The sequence below is a fragment of the Sneathiella marina genome (assembly GCF_023746535.1).
GTDB classification, from domain to species: domain Bacteria; phylum Pseudomonadota; class Alphaproteobacteria; order Sneathiellales; family Sneathiellaceae; genus Sneathiella; species Sneathiella marina.
The window spans coordinates 307,590-325,554 of record NZ_CP098747.1 but is presented as its reverse complement, the minus strand read 5'-3'; the positions used below and the strand labels follow the sequence as shown (position 1 = coordinate 325,554).

The following is a 17,965-nucleotide window of genomic DNA, read 5'->3' as shown; positions in this document are numbered from 1 at the left end:
AGTGAGATGAAATAGTGAGTAAAAAATCAGACAGCAAAACGGAAAATCTGCAATCCCGAATTGAAGATATTAATGAGGAAGATGTTCGAAACTGGCTGATTTCCCATCCTGATTTTTTATCGAACAATGCCGGGTTACTGGCTCCTTCACTTCCGTCCGAAAGAGTTACAGGTGATGGCGTCATAGATATGCAGTCCGTCCTGGTAAACCGGCTGCAAAAAGAAATTGCAGATTTATCTGCTGCCCAGAACGAATTTATTAAAGCATCTCGCGCAAATTCTCATACGCAAAATATGGTACATGCTTCTGTAAAAGCTATTTTGTCTGCAACAAGCCTCAATCATTTTGTCCATATCCTTACGCAAGATCTTCCAGAGCTTTTGGAAATCGACGTCATTACGTTATGTATAGAAGATGGACCGGTTTCCTTGCCGGAAATGACCGGTTTGCAACGATTGAAGGAAGGCAGTATCGAAAGAGCAAACTGGCATGGGCGTGAAATAATTCTGCGGGCGGTCGCCCCTAAATCCAAGGCAATTTTTGGCCCTGCCAAAGATTTGGTTCATTCAGATGCGCTCATCAAACTCGATGTTCCCTCACTTCACGCCAATGCCATGATTGCCTTTGGCAGTCGTGAATCAGATCATTTTCAACAAGACCAAGGCACGGAATTACTGACTTTCCTGGCGATTACCATGCAATCTTGCCTCCAGATGTGGCTGGAGCAAAAATCGGATTAGTCATGCAAGGCCTTCCTCCCCTTAGTGACGCGTTCGAAAACTGGATAAGTTGGCTTCGCCATGAAAAGAAAGTAAGCCCTCATACTCTGGAAGCATATGAACGGGATGTCCGAGATTTCCTGAGTTTCATTACAGGCCATATCGCAAAAGAACCCGATTTGCAAAATCTTGAAGCATTGCGTGCCGCAGATTTCAGGGCGTATCTTGCCTATCGAAGAAATGAAGGTTTATCGGCATCCTCTCTTCGCCGTGTTCTTTCTTCAATAAGAAGCTTTTACAAAAGGCAGGAGCGAGACGAATATATCCATAACCCGTACCTCAAAACAATCCGTACGCCAAAAGCCGGCGTGAAGCTGCCCCGCCCCATTTCAGCACAGGACACCCGGAACCTTCTGGATAGCATACAAGAGACAACAGAGCCCCACTGGATACAAAATCGTGACGCAGCAGTATTGACGCTTTTATATGGATGCGGGTTGCGTATTGGAGAAGCCTTATCGCTAAACTACGGTGATATTCCCACTTCAGACATCCTGACACTTGTCGGAAAAGGGAATAAGGAGCGGATGGTGCCTGTCCTTCCTGCTGTACGGGAGGCATTGAATTTATATACCAATCAATGTCCCTATCCCTTGACGGGAAAGGGCCCGCTTTTCGTCGGACGACGAGGCAAGAGATTAAGCGCTCGTGTCATACAACTCAAAATGCAGTCATTACGGCGTAATTTGAATTTACCTGAAACCGCTACGCCTCACGCGCTTCGACATAGTTTCGCAACCCATTTACTAGAAGGGGGTGGCGATTTACGATCCATCCAAGAACTCTTAGGGCATGCGTCACTGTCATCAACACAGCGATATACTGACCTTGATATGGAAAAACTGTTAGCTGTTTATGACAAGGCGCATCCGAAGACTTAGTCACGGGTCAAGCGAAGAAAAAACGGTCCGAGAAGAGTGACGGCCCCGACAGAGGCAAACATCAAGCCCCAACCAAATGTATCCGTTGGCCCACCAGCACTGTCTAAAACTATGCCGGCGACAACTGGCCCCAACATGCCTCCTGTAAATCCAAGAAAACTATGAACCGCCATGGTTGCTCCCTTTAATTCCAGCGGGGAACTCCCGACGGCGCCAGCAGTCAATGAGGACGAATCTGCCGTAATGGTAATACCGTACAGAGATGCAACGGCGACAACAAATACAAATGGCAAATCCGCTGTAAAGCCAATAAAGCAGGAAACAATAAACGAAATGACCATTATGATTGTAATAGATCGACGTCTACCGATTTTCAGAGATAACTCGTTTCCCAAAATGCTGGACGGCAGGCCAAGAAAAACGGCAAAAGCTGTTATCGCGGAAACCTCCATCCAGGCGGGCGCGTTAGTCAGAGTATGAGAATAGGCAAGAAACGCGAGCATAAATGATCGCATGGCTACCAACTCCCAGGTATGGACCACATAGCCGAGAATATATCCCATCGTAAATCTATTCCGGACAACCGGTGCGTAGTTCATAATTTGCGACCAGGGGCGTTTATTCGCAGACTTCAACGGCTTGGTGCAAATGAGAATAATCGCGATGGCGAGTGGCGGACCGATGATGATCACCGCCAGAGAGGACTTCCAATCCAACCAAAGAAAAATTTGGCCGACAGCGAGAAATGAAACAGCGGATCCGCAGGAAAAACTCGCTGTGTAAAAAGCAATAGAACGCGATTGATCACCCTGCGGTAACCGATCCGTCAAAAGTTTCAAGCCGGGCATATATGTACATCCCAATCCGGCACCAGAAAGAAACCGCCATGGCAGTGTGCTCCAGAAATCATCCGCATGAAAAGCGAAACCATATGTCCCAATTCCTGCCAGAGTACAGCCCGCAAGAAATACATTTCGTGCGTCAACCCGATCTGTAAAGGAAGTGGAAAGCGGGCCAACCAGCATAAAGCCAAAAAAGAACATACCGTTTATCCAGCCGGCATCGGTTCCTGTTAAAGCCCAATGCTCAAAGAAAAACGGTGTAAGCGCCGGAAATGACGCAAAAGACGACATGGCCAGAATTTCGGCAACGCAAAGCGCAATGGTAAGTCGAACGGCAGTCAAGGTATCCGCCCTTCTTTACTCTGGAGATGTACTCGCAATAGACGGACGTGTTGCTATGGCTTCATACCAAGCTGTCAATTTTGGTCGACCATTCCGCCATTTTTCATCCGAAAAACGGAAGTCGTGATACCCCAATGCGCTGGCAACAGAAATTGTTCCAATATTCAACAGTCCATCATAGCTTTCAGCCTGCGTTTCCATAACGTCCAAGCAGGTTTCCATGGCAAGCCTCAGCCTTGCGTTCCAGCTAGGTGAGCCCTCGCCATCCGGCATGATACTGTCCATACGGCGTTGATATGCCGCATCCGTCATGCCGTCAGCCATGGCATACAATGTCAATATTCTTGTGCGTTCAGGCCCTGCTTCGGGAAACAACGACGGGCCTTCGCCAATGTTATCGAGATATTCACAAATCACATATGAATCGAATAGAACTTCGCCGGAATCCAATGTCAAACTTGGAACCTTCCCCAACGGATTAGATGGGTTGTTCCCTTTGAATATATTGCTGGAATCGGAATCTTCGAGGACAATCCGGTCCCGTAGATTATGCTCGATTGCCGTAATCATAACACGGCGAACAAATGGTGAGAGGGGGCTATAACAGAGCTTCATAACGTCTCCTTTGAGAAAAGCCGCCGGTGAATACCAGCAAAAAATAAGGGCCGCCTCGGAAAAGGCAGCCCTGTATTGTGATAACTTTATGTCGCCAGCGTCAACTGTTTAATGTCCGGCCAGCTACAGCCAGTGCCGCTTCTTTTACAGCCTCGTTCAAAGTTGGATGCGCGTGACAGGTCCGGGCGATATCTTCTGCAGATGCTCCAAATTCCATAGCCAATACACATTCATGGATTATTGTCCCCGCGTCCGGCCCGATAATATGAACTCCTAAAACCTTATCGGTTTTTTTATCGGCCAGGATTTTGACGAAACCGTCCGTAAATCCATTCGCGCGGGCGCGGCTATTTGCCATGAAGGGAACCTTGCCGACATTGTACTCAACATTGGATTCTTTTAATTGCTCTTCCGTTTGACCAACCGTTGCAACCTCTGGCCACGTGTAAATGACACCCGGAATTATATTGTAATCAATATGCGGCATCTGGCCGGAAAGTTTTTCAACACAGACAACGCCTTCATCTTCGGCTTTATGTGCCAGCATCGGACCTTCAATTACATCACCAATAGCGTACACTCCATCGACACTTGACTTAAAATTCTCGTCAACAACTATTCGGCCCTGTTTATCCTGATCTACACCGATATCTTCCAGACCAAGTCCCTCGGTGTAGGGACGGCGTCCAATCGCCAAAAGCACTACATCCGCTTTTAAGCTTTCCGCGTCGCCGCCTTTGGCAGGCTCCAAGGAGAGTGTAACTGCCGTTTTTGTTTTTTTGGCGCCGGTCACTTTCTTTCCGAGCATAAACTTAATGCCCTGTTTCTTCATGATCCGTTGAGTTGTTTTCGCAACTTCCGTATCCGTGCCCGGTAATATCCGGTCAAGAAATTCGACAACAGTCACCTCTGCGCCTAACCGACGCCACACAGTCCCAAGCTCCAAGCCTATGACACCTGCGCCAATAACAATCATTTTTTTAGGGACCTTGGGTAGCTCGAGAGCTCCCGTGGAGGAAACAATTTGCTTTTCGTCAATCTCCACATTAGGCAGCGGAGTCACTTCCGAACCGGTCGCAATCAAGATGTTTTTTGCTTTCAGGATTTGAGAGTTTTCTCCAGTGACTTCGACGCGGCCGCCACCTTGAAGAACTCCGGCACCCTTGATGTAGGTAACCTTGTTTTTCTTGAACAAAAACTCGATTCCCTGGGTCAAACTTTCGACAGTTGTATCCTTCTGCCCAAGCATTTTTTTCAAATCCAGCTTTACGGTACCAGTGGATATGCCACGCGATTCAAAACTATGTTGCGCTTCCTCGAATAGTTCTGAAGATTGCAGCAATGCCTTTGACGGAATACATCCGACATTCAGACATGTTCCACCCAAAGCGCCACGTTTTTCCACACAGGCTGTTTTCATGCCCAGCTGAGCCGCCCGAATTGCAGCTGTATATCCACCGGGACCGCCACCGACAATAACCAGGTCGAAAATTTCGTCGCTCATATTATTCCTCTTTCAGAACACTCAAGACTAAAGATCAAGCAGCAGGCGCTGCGGATCTTCGAGGGCTTCTTTCACACGGACTAGAAATGTAACAGCTTCCTTGCCATCGATGATACGATGATCATAGGTAAGAGCCAGATACATCATGGGGCGAATTTCAATTTCACCATTTACAGCCATCGGCCGCTCTTGAATTTTATGCATGCCCAGGACACCGGCTTGTGGTGGATTCAAAATCGGTGACGACATCAATGACCCATAAACACCGCCATTGGTGATGGTGAATGTGCCCCCTTGAAGGTCTGCCATACTAAGTTTGCCGTCACGGGCTTTTTTACCGAGTTCACCAATACCTTTTTCGACTTCTGCAAAACTGAGCTGATCGGCATCACGCAGTACAGGGACAACAAGACCTGTAGGTGTTCCAACCGCAATACCCATGTTGTAATAATTTTTATAAATCAGATCATCGCCATCAATTTCCGCATTCACGGCGGGCAGTTCCTTTAAGCCAGCAATACAGGCCTTGGTGAAAAACGACATAAAGCCAAGCTTAACGCCATGTTTTTTCAGAAACAGTTCCTTGTATTCCGCCCTGAGGTCGAGCATAGCGCCCATATCGACTTCGTTATATGTCGTCAACATAGCTGCGGTGTTCTGCGCATCCTTTAGCCGGTTCGCGATGCTTTTGCGCAATCGGGTCATTTTTACGCGTTCTTCGCGGGCTTCTTCGCTTCGCGGTCCTGAAGGAGCTGCTGATACGGAAGCAGGAGCCGGCGCTGAAGCTGCTGGTGCAGTAGGTGCCGCTGCCGGAGAGCTTCCACCATTCTCCATGGCTTCAAGTACATCGCCCTTGGTAATTCGGCCGTCCTTGCCGGTACCGGTGATAGAGGCTGGATTCAATCCATTTTCGTCGATTAGTTTCTGCGCAGCAGGTAATGCCGGGGCCGCGCTTGACGGTGCGGCGGCTGGAGGCGTAGCTGCTGGAGCGGGTGTAGCAGGAGCCGCAACGGCTGCGGGTTCCTCTGGAGGCGCCTCTGCCGGTGCAGAAGTATTTCCGGCTCCCCCGGCAAGAAGCTGGCCAAGAAGAGCACCGACTTCGACATCTTCTCCTTCGGCAACAACGATTTCTTCCAGTCGCCCTGATTCTGTTGCATTTACTTCAAGGGTAACTTTATCAGTTTCCAGTTCAACAATTGGTTCGTCCTTTACGACAGCATCACCAACTTTTTTGAACCATTGACCTACCGTCGCCTCGGTTACAGATTCCCCAAGAACAGGGACACGAATTTCGACCGTCATTTTGACTTCCTATTCTGGTGCAACGCCTAATGCGTCATCGACCAATGCTTTTTGCTGTAGATTATGTTTCTTTAAAAGACCCGTTGCGGTCGAGGCCGACGCCTTACGACCTGCATATCGTGGACGGGTAACCTTTTTCATTTTCAGATTTTCAAAAACCTGCTCCAGATGCGGCTCGGCAAATGCCCAAGCCCCCATGTTTTTGGGCTCTTCCTGACACCATACAACTTCTTCCACATGCTTGAAGTTTTTCATTTCCGCTTCCAGCGCCTGATATGGAAAAGGATAGAGCTGCTCCAGTCTCAGGAAGTAGGTTTCTTTATCTCCGAGCTCCTCACGGCGGGCATGCAAATCATAATAGACTTTGCCAGAGCAAAGCACGATGCGCTTGACATCTTTATCAGCACACAGCTTTTCATTATCATATAAAACACGATGAAATGCGGAGCCCGGCCCCATTTCGTCAAACGTCGATACTGCCTGCTTATGCCGCAACAATGATTTCGGAGTCATTACCACAAGCGGTTTTCTGAATTTACGATGTATTTGACGGCGCAATGCGTGAAAATAGTTTGCTGGTGTGGTGCAATTGATAACCTGCCAATTGTCTTCCGCTGACATCTGCAGGTATCTTTCCAGGCGAGCCGATGAATGTTCCGGTCCCTGCCCCTCATAGCCATGCGGAAGAAGCATTACCAATCCACTCATACGCAGCCATTTGGACTCGCCGCTGGAAATAAACTGATCGATGATGACCTGCGCACCATTGGCGAAATCACCAAACTGCGCTTCCCACAAGACCAGAGCATTAGGTTCAGCCAGTGTATAGCCATATTCATATCCAAGTACCGCAGCTTCCGAAAGCAAGCTGTCGATAACCTCATAGTGAGCTTGCTCGCCTTCCAAGTTATTCAGCGGGATATACCGTCCCTCCGTAACCTGATCGACAATCACCGAATGGCGCTGTGAGAACGTTCCGCGGCCACAGTCCTGGCCCGATAACCGAACCGGTACATTTTCCTTTAGAAGAGATCCAAATGCCAAGGCTTCCGCAGTCGCCCAGTCAATATTGGCACCTGTATCGATCATCTTTTTCTTCGACTTCAATACTCTTTGCAAGGTGCGGTGAACATTGTGATCCGCAGGGACTTCTGTCAGTTTGTTACCAATGGCCCTTAGCTCATCGATATCAATAGCTGTCGTACCGCGGCGTGCACCCTCGTCAGCTCTTTCAAACCCCTGCCAGCGACCTTCAAACCAATCTGCTTTGTTCGGCTTGAAGCTTGTTGCCGTTTCAAATTGCTTCTCCAGATAATCCTTAAACTCAGAAATAATTGTTTCAACGTCTTTTTCAGAAAGAACGCCTTCTGCAATTAGCTTCTTCGCATAAATTTGCATGGTCGTCGGATGCTGCGCAATCGTCCGGTACATAAGCGGTTGTGTAAAGGCGGGTTCGTCACCTTCGTTATGACCATGTCGACGATAACAGAACATATCAATAACAACGTCAATCTGGAAAAGCTGACGAAACTCTGTCGCAATTTTCGCCACATGGCAAACCGCCTCAGGATCATCTCCGTTTACATGGAAAATTGGTGCCTGTACCATTTTACCGACGTCAGAAGGATAGGGGCTGGAGCGAGAATATTTTGGGCTGGTTGTAAAACCGATCTGGTTATTAACAACAAAATGAATGGTTCCTGACGTGCGATACCCTTTCAACTCTGAAAGGCCAAAACACTCGGCTACAATTCCCTGTCCGGCAAAAGCGGCGTCACCATGAAGTAGCAAAGGCATAACCTGACCGCCCACATCTTCGCCGATCTGAGCTTGCTTTGCCCGGGCTTTACCTAAAACAACCGGATTGACGGCTTCCAAATGCGACGGGTTTGCTGTCAATGATAAATGAACATTGTTGCCATCGAACTCACGATCTGATGACGTGCCCAGATGATACTTTACATCGCCCGAGCCTTCGACGTCCTCAGGATTTGCCGGGCTTCCCTGAAATTCAGAAAAAACCGCACGGAATGGTTTGGCCATCACATTCGTAAGTACGTTCAGGCGACCACGATGGGGCATGCCAAGGATGATTTCCTGTACACCCAACTGACCGCCGCGCTTGATAATACCTTCCATTGCCGGGACCAGAGATTCACCACCATCTAGGCCAAACCTCTTGGTTCCCGTGTATTTGACGTTGAGGAAATGCTCAAACCCTTCGGTTTCAATCAGTTTCCGCAAAATCGCAATCTTGCCTTCAGCAGTAAAAGATACTTCCTTGTGCCGCCCTTCAATGCGCTCCTGTATCCAGGCTTTCTGATCCGGTTCCTGAATATGCATAAATTCAACGCCGATTGTCGAACAGTAAGTTCGTTTGACGATCGCCAGGATTTCCCGAATTGTCCCTGTTTCCAGTCCCAACACATTGTCGAGAAATATTTTACGATCCCAATCGGATTCAGCAAACCCGTAAGTGGTTGGGTTGAGTTCCGGATGTTCTTTCGGAATTTCCAATCCCAGTGGATCAAGATTGGCTTTTAGATGCCCTCTTACCCGATAGGAGCGGATCAGCATCAGTGCCCGTATCGTATCTATCGCCGCCGCGCGGACATCTTGTTGCTCTGCACCGGATTCAATTGCGATTTCTGTTGCACGATTGGCGGCGTTACCAAGAATTTCATATTCGTCTTCCGGATCAAACCCATTTGACGGTGTCCATGGAGCGCCGCGACTTTCCGCCAAAACGGTTTCGGCGTCGTCGCCCAGAGATTGGAAATATTGTTGCCAGCTTTCATCAACAGAAGCTGGGTCGTCTAAGTAGCGAGCGTAAAGGTCCTCAATGAATCCGGCGTTAGAGCCAAAGAGAAATGAAGAGTTGTCCAGTTGTTGGGCCATTTCCGGTCAATCGGCGGGGTTTCCCCCGCCTCCCTAAGTACTTGTATAAAAATTAAGGCTAATTATAGAGCCTTAGCCTTTCAAAACTCTTACCAACGTAGAACCAAGCGCAGACGGACTGTCAGAAACCGTAATACCCGCACTGCGCATAGCATCCATTTTGTCTTCTGCGCCACCTTTTCCGCCAGAAATGATGGCACCCGCATGTCCCATTCGACGGCCTGGAGGCGCTGTAACACCCGCAATAAATCCAACAACCGGCTTCTTGGTTTTCGAAGATTTCAGGAATTCCGCCGCTTCTTCTTCCGCAGAACCGCCAATTTCACCAATCATGATGATCGATTCTGTCTCGTCATCCCCAAGGAATAAATCAAGACAATCGATAAAATTCGTGCCATTAACCGGATCACCGCCAATACCGATACAGGTTGTCTGACCTAGGCCAGCCGCCGTGGTTTGCGCGACCGCTTCATAAGTCAATGTACCGGACCGGGAAACAATACCGACTTTTCCACGCCGGTGAATATGCCCAGGCATAATTCCAATTTTGCATTCATCGGGTGTAATAACGCCCGGACAATTCGGTCCAATCAGTCGCGTCTTGCTATCTTTTAGCGCACGCTTTACCCGAACCATATCCAACACGGGAATTCCTTCGGTAATACACACCACAAGCTCAATACCTGCATCTACGGCTTCAAGAATGGCATCAGCAGCAAATGGCGGCGGAACATAAATGACACTTGCATTGGCCCCGGTAACTTGCGCGGCTTCGTCAACTGTATTGAAAATCGGAAGATCAAGATGACTTTCACCACCTTTACCTGGCGTCACACCGCCAACCATGTTTGTTCCATAAGCAATCGCTTGCTCAGAGTGGAAGGTTCCTTGCGAACCAGTAAAACCCTGACAGATAACTTTTGTATCTCTATTAACGAGAACGGCCATTACGCGGCCTCCTTCACTGCTTTAACTATTTTCACCGCTGCATCACCAAGATCGTCTGCAGAAAGGATTGGAAGGCCGGATTCGGCCAAAATTTTCTTACCGAGGTCGACATTCGTGCCTTCAAGGCGTACGACCAAAGGAACACTCAATGCAACTTCTCTTGCAGCAACGACAACACCTTCGGCAATCACATCACACCGCATGATACCGCCAAAAATATTGACCAGAATTCCCTCGACATTGTCATCCTTAAGAATGATCTTGAAGGCCTCGGTTACTTTTTCTTTTGTTGCTCCACCGCCAACATCCAGGAAGTTTGCAGGAGAGCCGCCATTCAGCTGAATAATATCCATTGTTGCCATTGCAAGGCCCGCACCGTTGACCATGCACCCAATGTTTCCATCGAGCTTGATGTAGTTGAGGTCATACTGAGCGGCTTCGAGTTCCGAGGGATCTTCCTCATCCGGATCCCGTAATTCCGCAATATCTTTATGACGGAACAACGCATTGTCATCAAAATTCATTTTCGCATCAAGTGCGATGACCTCACCTCCGCCTGTAATCACCAATGGATTAATTTCAACCAAGCTTGCATCTGTATCGATGATGGATTTATACAAGGCGGTAATGAATTTAACAGCTGCGCCGACTTGTTTTCCTTCTAGTCCGAGGCCGAAGGCAATTTTTCGGGCATGAAAAGGCATGATACCCGTTGCAGGGTCTATGCTAACCATATGGATTTTCTCAGGTGTTGCAGCAGCAACTTCTTCAATTTCCATTCCACCTTCAGTCGACGCCATAAAGGTAACGCAGTCTTTCGCACGATCTATGATCGCCCCCAAATAAAGTTCACGCGCAATATCACATCCATCTTCGACATAGACCCGTTTAACTTCTTTGCCTTCCGGGCCGGTCTGATGTGTCACCAGCTGCATGCCAATCATGGCTTTTGCCGTTTCAGACACTTCTTCTATTGATTTGACAACTTTTACACCGCCACCCAGACCGCGGCCACCAGCGTGAATTTGTGATTTCACGACCCAAACCGGACCGCCAAGTTCCTGCGCCACTGTTTTGGCTTCTTCTGCTGTATATGCGACGCCACCTTTTGGTACTGTCACACCATATTTCGCAAGCAGGCTCTTGGCCTGATATTCATGAATATTCATTGTATTCCGCTGTTCACTTTGTTTCGGCTGACGCCCTGTCGACCCATTAATTATATAAGTTATTTCGACTTAAGTTATAGCACCGTAAAAAAGGGGCACAACCGGTTATTGTTGCACCCCTTATAAACGACTTAACTTTCCAAGCTTGGATCAATGCCTATACAAGCTTCGACCAATCCCTTTACCGCATCTACAGAGTTATCAAACATTGCCTTTTCTTCGTCATTCATATTGATTTCGACAATGCGTTCGATGCCTCCTTCACCAATCACAGTGGGAACTCCGACATACATACCATCAAGGCCATATTGACCATCGACATATGCCGCACATGGCAGGACACGTTTTTTGTCTTTGAGATAAGCTTCGGCCATAGTAATTGCACTGGAAGCCGGAGCATAAAATGCGGAGCCCGTCTTAAGCAGAGCAACAACTTCAGCCCCGCCGTTTCTGGTCCGATCGACAATCGCATCGATTTTTTCCTGTGTACTCCATCCCATTTCAATAAGGTCGGGAACAGGAATGCCGGCAACGGTAGAGTAACGGATCAAAGGCACCATCGTGTCACCGTGGCCACCTAGAACGAAAGCAGTGACATCTTCTACGGAAACTTCAAACTCCTCCGCCAGGAAAAGACGGAAACGGGCACTGTCAAGAACACCGGCCATACCGACAACCTTGTTATGCGGAAGACCGCATTTTTCGCGCAGAACCCAAACCATTGCGTCAAGGGGATTAGTGATACAGATAACAAAGGCGTTAGGCGCATATTTCTTGATACCCTCGCCGACTGACTGCATCACTTTTATGTTCGTTCCCAAAAGATCGTCTCGGCTCATACCGGGTTTACGGGCAATGCCTGCGGTCACGATACAAACATCGGCCCCTTCAATAGCGCTATAGTCATTGGCGCCGGTGATATTGGCATTGAAACGTTCGACCGGAGAAGACGACGCAATATCCAGCGATTTACCTTGTGGCAATCCATCAACGATATCAAAAAGCACGACATCTCCGAGTTCTTTCAATCCTGCAAGATGAGCGAGTGTACCGCCAATATTTCCGCCGCCGATTAACGCTATTTTTTTACGAGCCATTTCTTTCTCCAAACACTATGTGGGAGGGCTCTCTGAGAAGACAGAAAGTCCTCTTTGATTATTCTCGAAGGGGTACTACCCCGTTTCCAGTCCGAGAGCAAGATACGCCGGTAAATTAGTTGAATTTTTTTACAAATTCGGAATTCTAAGACAAAGGATTGAACAAATAGGGAAGCAAAATCCAATCACCACTGCTCACGTTATGCTGATTAAGATAAAATTATCCCATCTTCGTTGTAATAAAATGAATCAAAAAACGACTTCTGATCGTTGCCAGACAGTTACGAAGCCGCTACAGATCAATAGAGCCCGCTTACCGGATATCCTTTTTGTAGTGTTTGCCTTTATAATATCATGACGAATTCGCCCAGCCCTCTCGAAACATATCGAAATTTGTTGGCGACCCATGCGTTGCAACCTGACCCAATTCAGTTGTTAGCCGTCGAAAAGCTACAGACACTACATCGTCGCCTGGCCAACTACGACCCCAGAACAAGTACCAAATGGACAGAGATATTCCGGCTGGGCGCCCGCAAGCCACGCGTCGAACCTCCCCAGGGAATATATATGTATGGAGATGTAGGCAGAGGCAAATCCATGCTCATGGATTTATTTTTTGATACAGTTTCAAGTCGTCACAAGCGACGCGTACATTTTCATGCCTTCATGTTAGAAGTACATGCCTTCATCCATAAATGGCGTCAAAGTGAAACCAAAATCGGGGATGATCCCATTGCCTCACTAGCAAATTCAATTACGGAGGAGTACTGGCTTCTCTGTTTCGACGAATTTCAGGTGACTGACGTTGCAGATGCAATGATTTTAGGCCGGTTGTTCGAGCATCTTTTTCAGCAAGGTGTCGTCGTCGTCGCAACATCTAATCGGATTCCCGAAGACCTTTACAAAGACGGCCTTAACCGAGAACTCTTCCTTCCGTTCATCGAGATGATAAAGGATCAACTAGATGTACTCCATCTTGATGGCGGAACAGATTACCGACTCGACCGCTTGGCGAAAAATCCCGTTTATTTTAGCCCTTTGAACGACACTACTGCAAAAGAAATGGATCGGCTGTTTGATGAACTTACGGAAGGATCCATGCCTCATTCAATGGTTTTGACAACTCAAGGTCGGGATTTAGAGGTCAAAATTTGCGCAAGAAACGTCGCCCGTTTCGAATTCGAAGAACTGTGCAGTCGCCCGCTTGGTGCTTCTGACTATCTGACTTTGGTCGAACATTTTCATTCTGTATTACTCGCCAACGTACCGCAGTTAAGCCCCGCCAGAAGAAACGAATCCAAACGTTTCGTCACGTTGGTCGACATATTGTATGAAGCGGGGGCGAATTTAGTAATCTCGGCTGAAGTTAATGCCGAAGACCTTTATCTTCAAGGCGATGGAAATTTTGAGTTTGCCAGAACGGTGTCTCGGTTGATGGAGATGAGATCCCAGGATTACTTAAAAGACGTTTCCTTTCGGCATTAGAAAATCGGCATACATAATTCTACGAACGCGTTATATTGATATTTGGGTAAAAACAACATCCAGAAAATGGGGAGTCCAATGACTGATACGCCTTTTCCAGATTTAGCAGAAATGAAGAACCGACTGATCGTGGAGCAAGATGTCTCGCGCGCTGTTTCTGATATTGTTGTCAACACCGCCGACGCTCGAATTCTCGTCTCAATATCCCGATCGCTCAACATGTCTTCGGAAGTTGTTTCTGAACTGCGAAACTCACTAGGTGAGAAAATTGTCGCAGTCACCAGTTTGCTGAGTGAACATTCACCCTATGAAAACATTTTCGAATTGGCGGCAGAAATTACACGTCACAATGCAACCCATATTTTGTCCATTGGCGGCGGAAGCGTCATAGACGGTACAAAAATAGCACTCATCGTAGCAACAAAGGAAATTACCAGCCCCGAAGAACTGGATGCAAATACTTATGCAACGAAAGAAGGAACCGTTATCGAAAATTGGCCCCTAAGGCATATCGCGGTACCAACAACTTTATCCGGAGCTGAATTTACGCCTCTTGCCGGTGCGACAAGCAGCATAACAGGACGTAAGGAAGGGTTTCTAAATCACCATCTCGTACCTGATCATATAATTCTCAGTTCAACATTGAGCCTGCAGACACCTGAGCGCCTTTGGTTATCTTCGGGCGTCCGCTCCATTGATCATGCTATTGAGACTATTTGCGCACCGGCGGTTGATGCCGATATCGCCGATGCCTGCGCAGAAGGACTTAAATTATTACATTCCGGTATGTCAGGTTCACGTCGCGACGGACAAAATCTCGATGACCGCGCTGAAAGTCAAATGGGTGTTTACTACGCAACTGCCGGTCTTTCCAGATATAGAATGGGGGCAAGCCATGGCTTGGGGTATCTTCTTGGCGTTATAGGTCACGTCCCGCATGGATTGACATCCTGCGTACTTCTTCCGGCTGTAATGGATTATAATTTACCGGCAACGGAAGGTCCGCAAAGCAGGATAGCTAGAATTCTGGGCGTTGAAACTGCACAACAGGCTGGGCCGGCGTTACGGGAGTTTATCGGCTTTCTCGGACTTCCAAACAGATTATCCGAAATTGATGTATCCGCCGCTGCCCTCACGGAAATTAAGGAAGCCGCCCTGACACATCCAGTCGTCCAGTCTAACGCCAGAGCAATAACGACGACTGCAGAAGTATCTAGGATACTTGCTTTGGCCAACTAGTGTAATTCACCAAGTGGTACCGGAACAATACCGTTATTAAGGTGAAAGCACTTTGTGCTGTGTTTCGCGGTATAAAAACAAAGTGGCAATCAATGACAAACCACCGGCAAAAGCGATCCAGTACGCCGGTGCAATAGGGTCACCTGTTGTTGTGAGTAGCCATGTAACGATTAAAGGTGTCAGACCACCAAATATTCCAACCGAGGCATTATAGGAAAAAGCCAATCCGGTGCAGCGGACGGATGTCGGCATCAGTTCAACATTGGCAGCATTTAAACCCCCGCTGAAAATCGAGATCCCGATGGCAAACCCGATTTCCCCCAATAAGATATACATTGGTTCCGTAGTATGGATGAGATGGAAAAAGGGAATAGCGCCAAATGCTAACAAAAAGGATCCTGCAAGCATCATAGGTTTTCTACCTAACTGATCGGCCATCCAAGCGGCAATTGGCATAAATAATAGCAACAATACCATACTGCCCGTGTTCAAATTCAATGCTATTTCTTCCGGTAGTCCATCGACCTCTTTGACGTATGTCACGACGTAAACAAAGGCGGCGTAGAAGGACACCGCTGTTCCGATGTTCAGTAATATGACCTTGATGACGGTTGGATAATGAACCATGAATGTATGCTTAACCGGACTAGATACTTCTGGCGACGGGGCATCTTTAGTAATAGATCGCCGCACTAGAATACAGCTTACAGCCACAAGCGATCCCAACAGGAAGGGTACGCGCCACCCCCAATCGGCAATCTGCTCTTCGGTTAAAACCGTCGCAACAACGTCCCCAATTGCGGATCCAGCCAATATCCCAAGAACCGCACCCCACATTCCCCAGACTGCAAAGAAGGAACGGCGTTTCACTGGTGCCTGTTCCACCAAAAAAACAATGGAGCTTGTATATTCACCGCCAACAGATAAACCCTGTATAATCCGAAGAAGCACAAGAATAATTGGGGCCAGTATACCAATGGTCTCGAAGCCCGGCAGGAAGGCAATGAGCGTTGTCGGAACAGCCATCGCCAAAACTGACAACATCAAAACGCGTTTTCGTCCGACAATGTCACCAATACGACCGAAAACAATGCCGCCTAAGGGGCGGGCTAAAAATCCGGCTGCGAAGGCCCCAAACGAAGCGATTAAGGAGATAGAAGGATCTTCGGAGGGGAAAAATTGCTTCCCGATAGTGGCCGCGAAATATCCGTAAATCGCGAAATCATACCATTCCATGATATTGCCAACTAGGCCCGCTAAAATGGTCCTTGTGCGTCCAGATTTATTAATCTCGGACCCGGCATCTTGTATGTCACTGCTACTGGACATCATTCCCCGCTTCATTAACTTTTGCGAGTATTAGTATTTGAAATAAATCAACCGACGTCAAGAAAAACTATTCCAACAAATCGCCAACCGCAGATTTCACAGAAGCCTGATCTTCCGGTAATTTATTCTGACCCAACTTTGCTTTCCCCTCCAGCCGGGTAATAGGTATTTCAAACGCGACAATAGCCCGCATGAGCCCTTGAAGACGTTTACTCGACATGTTGTCCGTTGTCCAAGGAGCAGCCATGCCCTGCTCGTTTTCGGCAGTTAGGAGCTGCAGCACCTTTAGTGTTTCTTCCGGATCCGACAATATTTTCGGGACTCCATAAGCATGAACTGCAACATAATTCCACGTAGGTACATTTATGTCGGTCGCATAAAAACTTGGTGAGATATACGCATGTTGCCCTTGAAAAATAGTAAGTACCTCAGCGTCATCAAATTCCTGCCAGTGGGTATTCGCGCGCGCCATATGGGCGTAGATTGTACCAAACTCACTCATGTCCGGATCATAGGATACCGGAAGATGTGACGCGACCGGGATACCGCGCGTCGACGATGTAATAAGTGTCGCGAAGCTTGCTGCTGGCAATATCTTCTGCAGCGTTTCTTTGCCAGGCACTGCAAAATGAGGAGGAATGTACATTTTTCTTGTCCATAAAAAAGACCGCTTATAGGAGCGGTCTAATTTAACTTATAATTGGTCCATGGCCAGCGCCATTTTCAGCAAAATGAAAGGGCCAATTAGCGCCGCTCAACCATCATCTTCTTGATTTCGGCAATTGCCTTCGCGGGATTCAATCCCTTAGGACAGGTATTCGCACAGTTCATAATCGTGTGACAGCGATATAGCCTGAAGGGATCTTCGAGGTTATCCAAACGTTCACCGGTGTGCTCATCCCGGCTATCAACTATCCAACGGTAGGCTTGTAAAAGAATAGCGGGGCCTAAAAACCGATCAGAATTCCACCAGTAGCTCGGGCAAGATGTCGAGCAGCAGGCACATAGAATACATTCATACAGCCCATCCAGCTTCTCGCGGTCTTCTTTCGATTGAAGACGTTCATGTGATGGCTGTGGTGTTTCCGCCTGCAGCCAGGGTTTGATTGACGCATATTGCGCATAAAAATTCGTCAAATCCGGGACAAGATCTTTCACGACCGGTTGATGTGGCAGCGGATAAATATTAATGTCGCCATCCAATTCGTCCATACCTGTCGTGCAGGCCAACGTATTGGTGCCATTTATATTCATCGCACATGACCCACAGATACCCTCTCGGCAAGATCTGCGAAAAGTCAGGGTTGGATCTATTTCATTCTTAATTTTGATCAGGCCATCCAAAATCATTGGTCCGCAAGTATCCAGATCAACTTCATAGGAATCTATTGCCGGATTGGCGTCATCATCCGGCGACCAGCGATAGACATTAAATGTCTTGGTGTTTGTTGCCCCGTCCGGCTTAGCATGCGTTTTGCCCGTGCCGACTTTTGAATTCTTGGGTAATGTCAGTTCAACCATATCTAACGTCCCTA

Annotated in this window: 15 protein-coding genes; 4 read left to right on the top strand and 11 right to left on the bottom strand. The window is 47.8% G+C overall.

Annotated elements, in window-relative coordinates:
- Positions 1-14 precede the first annotated feature (14 nt).
- Positions 15-740: a DUF484 family protein gene (locus NBZ79_RS01650; protein WP_251934844.1), complete on the top strand. Its 726-nt coding sequence runs from the start codon at positions 15-17 to the stop codon at positions 738-740.
- Positions 741-742: 2 nt separating this feature from the next.
- Entirely contained in the window at positions 743-1,660 is a 918-nt protein-coding gene (locus NBZ79_RS01645) for a tyrosine recombinase XerC (protein ID WP_251934842.1), read from the top strand.
- Here NBZ79_RS01645 and NBZ79_RS01640 read toward each other — a convergent pair.
- The 8 genes from NBZ79_RS01640 to mdh all read right to left on the bottom strand — a co-directional run bounded on the left by NBZ79_RS01640 (position 1,657) and on the right by mdh (position 12,377).
- Entirely contained in the window at positions 1,657-2,844 is a 1,188-nt protein-coding gene (locus tag NBZ79_RS01640) for an MFS transporter (RefSeq protein WP_251934840.1), read from the bottom strand. The genes NBZ79_RS01645 and NBZ79_RS01640 overlap by 4 nt on opposite strands.
- 15 nt (positions 2,845-2,859) lie before the next feature.
- Positions 2,860-3,459 carry a glutathione S-transferase family protein gene (locus NBZ79_RS01635; RefSeq protein ID WP_251934838.1) on the bottom strand — a complete coding sequence of 200 codons (600 nt, stop codon included), beginning with the start codon at positions 3,457-3,459 and terminating at the stop codon, positions 2,860-2,862.
- Positions 3,460-3,559: 100 nt separating this feature from the next.
- Positions 3,560-4,963 carry a dihydrolipoyl dehydrogenase gene (gene lpdA, locus NBZ79_RS01630; RefSeq protein ID WP_251934837.1) on the bottom strand — a complete coding sequence of 468 codons (1,404 nt, stop codon included), beginning with the start codon at positions 4,961-4,963 and terminating at the stop codon, positions 3,560-3,562.
- Positions 4,964-4,990: 27 nt separating this feature from the next.
- A complete protein-coding gene (gene odhB, locus NBZ79_RS01625; RefSeq protein ID WP_251934836.1) occupies positions 4,991-6,265 on the bottom strand; it encodes a 2-oxoglutarate dehydrogenase complex dihydrolipoyllysine-residue succinyltransferase in 1,275 nt (424 codons plus the stop codon).
- 9 nt (positions 6,266-6,274) lie between these two features.
- Positions 6,275-9,163 (bottom strand): 2-oxoglutarate dehydrogenase E1 component, encoded by a 2,889-nt coding sequence (locus NBZ79_RS01620; RefSeq protein WP_251934835.1) that lies wholly within the window; start codon positions 9,161-9,163, stop codon positions 6,275-6,277.
- 72 nt (positions 9,164-9,235) lie between these two features.
- A complete protein-coding gene (gene sucD / locus NBZ79_RS01615) occupies positions 9,236-10,111 on the bottom strand; it encodes a succinate--CoA ligase subunit alpha (RefSeq protein WP_251934834.1) in 876 nt (291 codons plus the stop codon).
- Entirely contained in the window at positions 10,111-11,280 is a 1,170-nt protein-coding gene (sucC, locus tag NBZ79_RS01610) for an ADP-forming succinate--CoA ligase subunit beta (RefSeq protein ID WP_251934833.1), read from the bottom strand. Before sucC ends, sucD begins: the two co-directional genes overlap by 1 nt.
- Positions 11,281-11,411: 131 nt before the next feature.
- On the bottom strand, positions 11,412-12,377 hold the full coding sequence (mdh, locus tag NBZ79_RS01605; RefSeq protein WP_251934832.1) for a malate dehydrogenase: 966 nt from the start codon (positions 12,375-12,377) through the stop codon (positions 11,412-11,414).
- Positions 12,378-12,731: 354 nt separating this feature from the next.
- Between mdh and zapE the strand changes: the two genes are divergently transcribed.
- Both zapE and NBZ79_RS01595 read left to right on the top strand, forming a co-directional pair.
- A complete protein-coding gene (gene zapE / locus NBZ79_RS01600) occupies positions 12,732-13,862 on the top strand; it encodes a cell division protein ZapE (RefSeq protein ID WP_251934831.1) in 1,131 nt (376 codons plus the stop codon).
- 78 nt (positions 13,863-13,940) lie between these two features.
- Positions 13,941-15,101: an iron-containing alcohol dehydrogenase gene (locus tag NBZ79_RS01595; RefSeq protein WP_251934830.1), complete on the top strand. Its 1,161-nt coding sequence runs from the start codon at positions 13,941-13,943 to the stop codon at positions 15,099-15,101.
- A 36-nt stretch (positions 15,102-15,137) separates the two neighbouring features.
- Here NBZ79_RS01595 and NBZ79_RS01590 read toward each other — a convergent pair whose 3' ends face one another.
- The 3 genes from NBZ79_RS01590 to NBZ79_RS01580 form a co-directional block, all read right to left on the bottom strand.
- Positions 15,138-16,433, bottom strand: a complete 1,296-nt coding sequence (locus NBZ79_RS01590) for an MFS transporter (protein ID WP_251934828.1) — start codon at positions 16,431-16,433, stop codon at positions 15,138-15,140.
- 64 nt (positions 16,434-16,497) lie between these two features.
- Positions 16,498-17,076 carry an FMN-binding negative transcriptional regulator gene (locus NBZ79_RS01585; RefSeq protein ID WP_251934827.1) on the bottom strand — a complete coding sequence of 193 codons (579 nt, stop codon included), beginning with the start codon at positions 17,074-17,076 and terminating at the stop codon, positions 16,498-16,500.
- Between the two features lie 98 nt (positions 17,077-17,174).
- Entirely contained in the window at positions 17,175-17,951 is a 777-nt protein-coding gene (locus tag NBZ79_RS01580) for a succinate dehydrogenase iron-sulfur subunit (RefSeq protein ID WP_251934825.1), read from the bottom strand.
- Between the last annotated feature and the right edge of the window lie 14 nt (positions 17,952-17,965).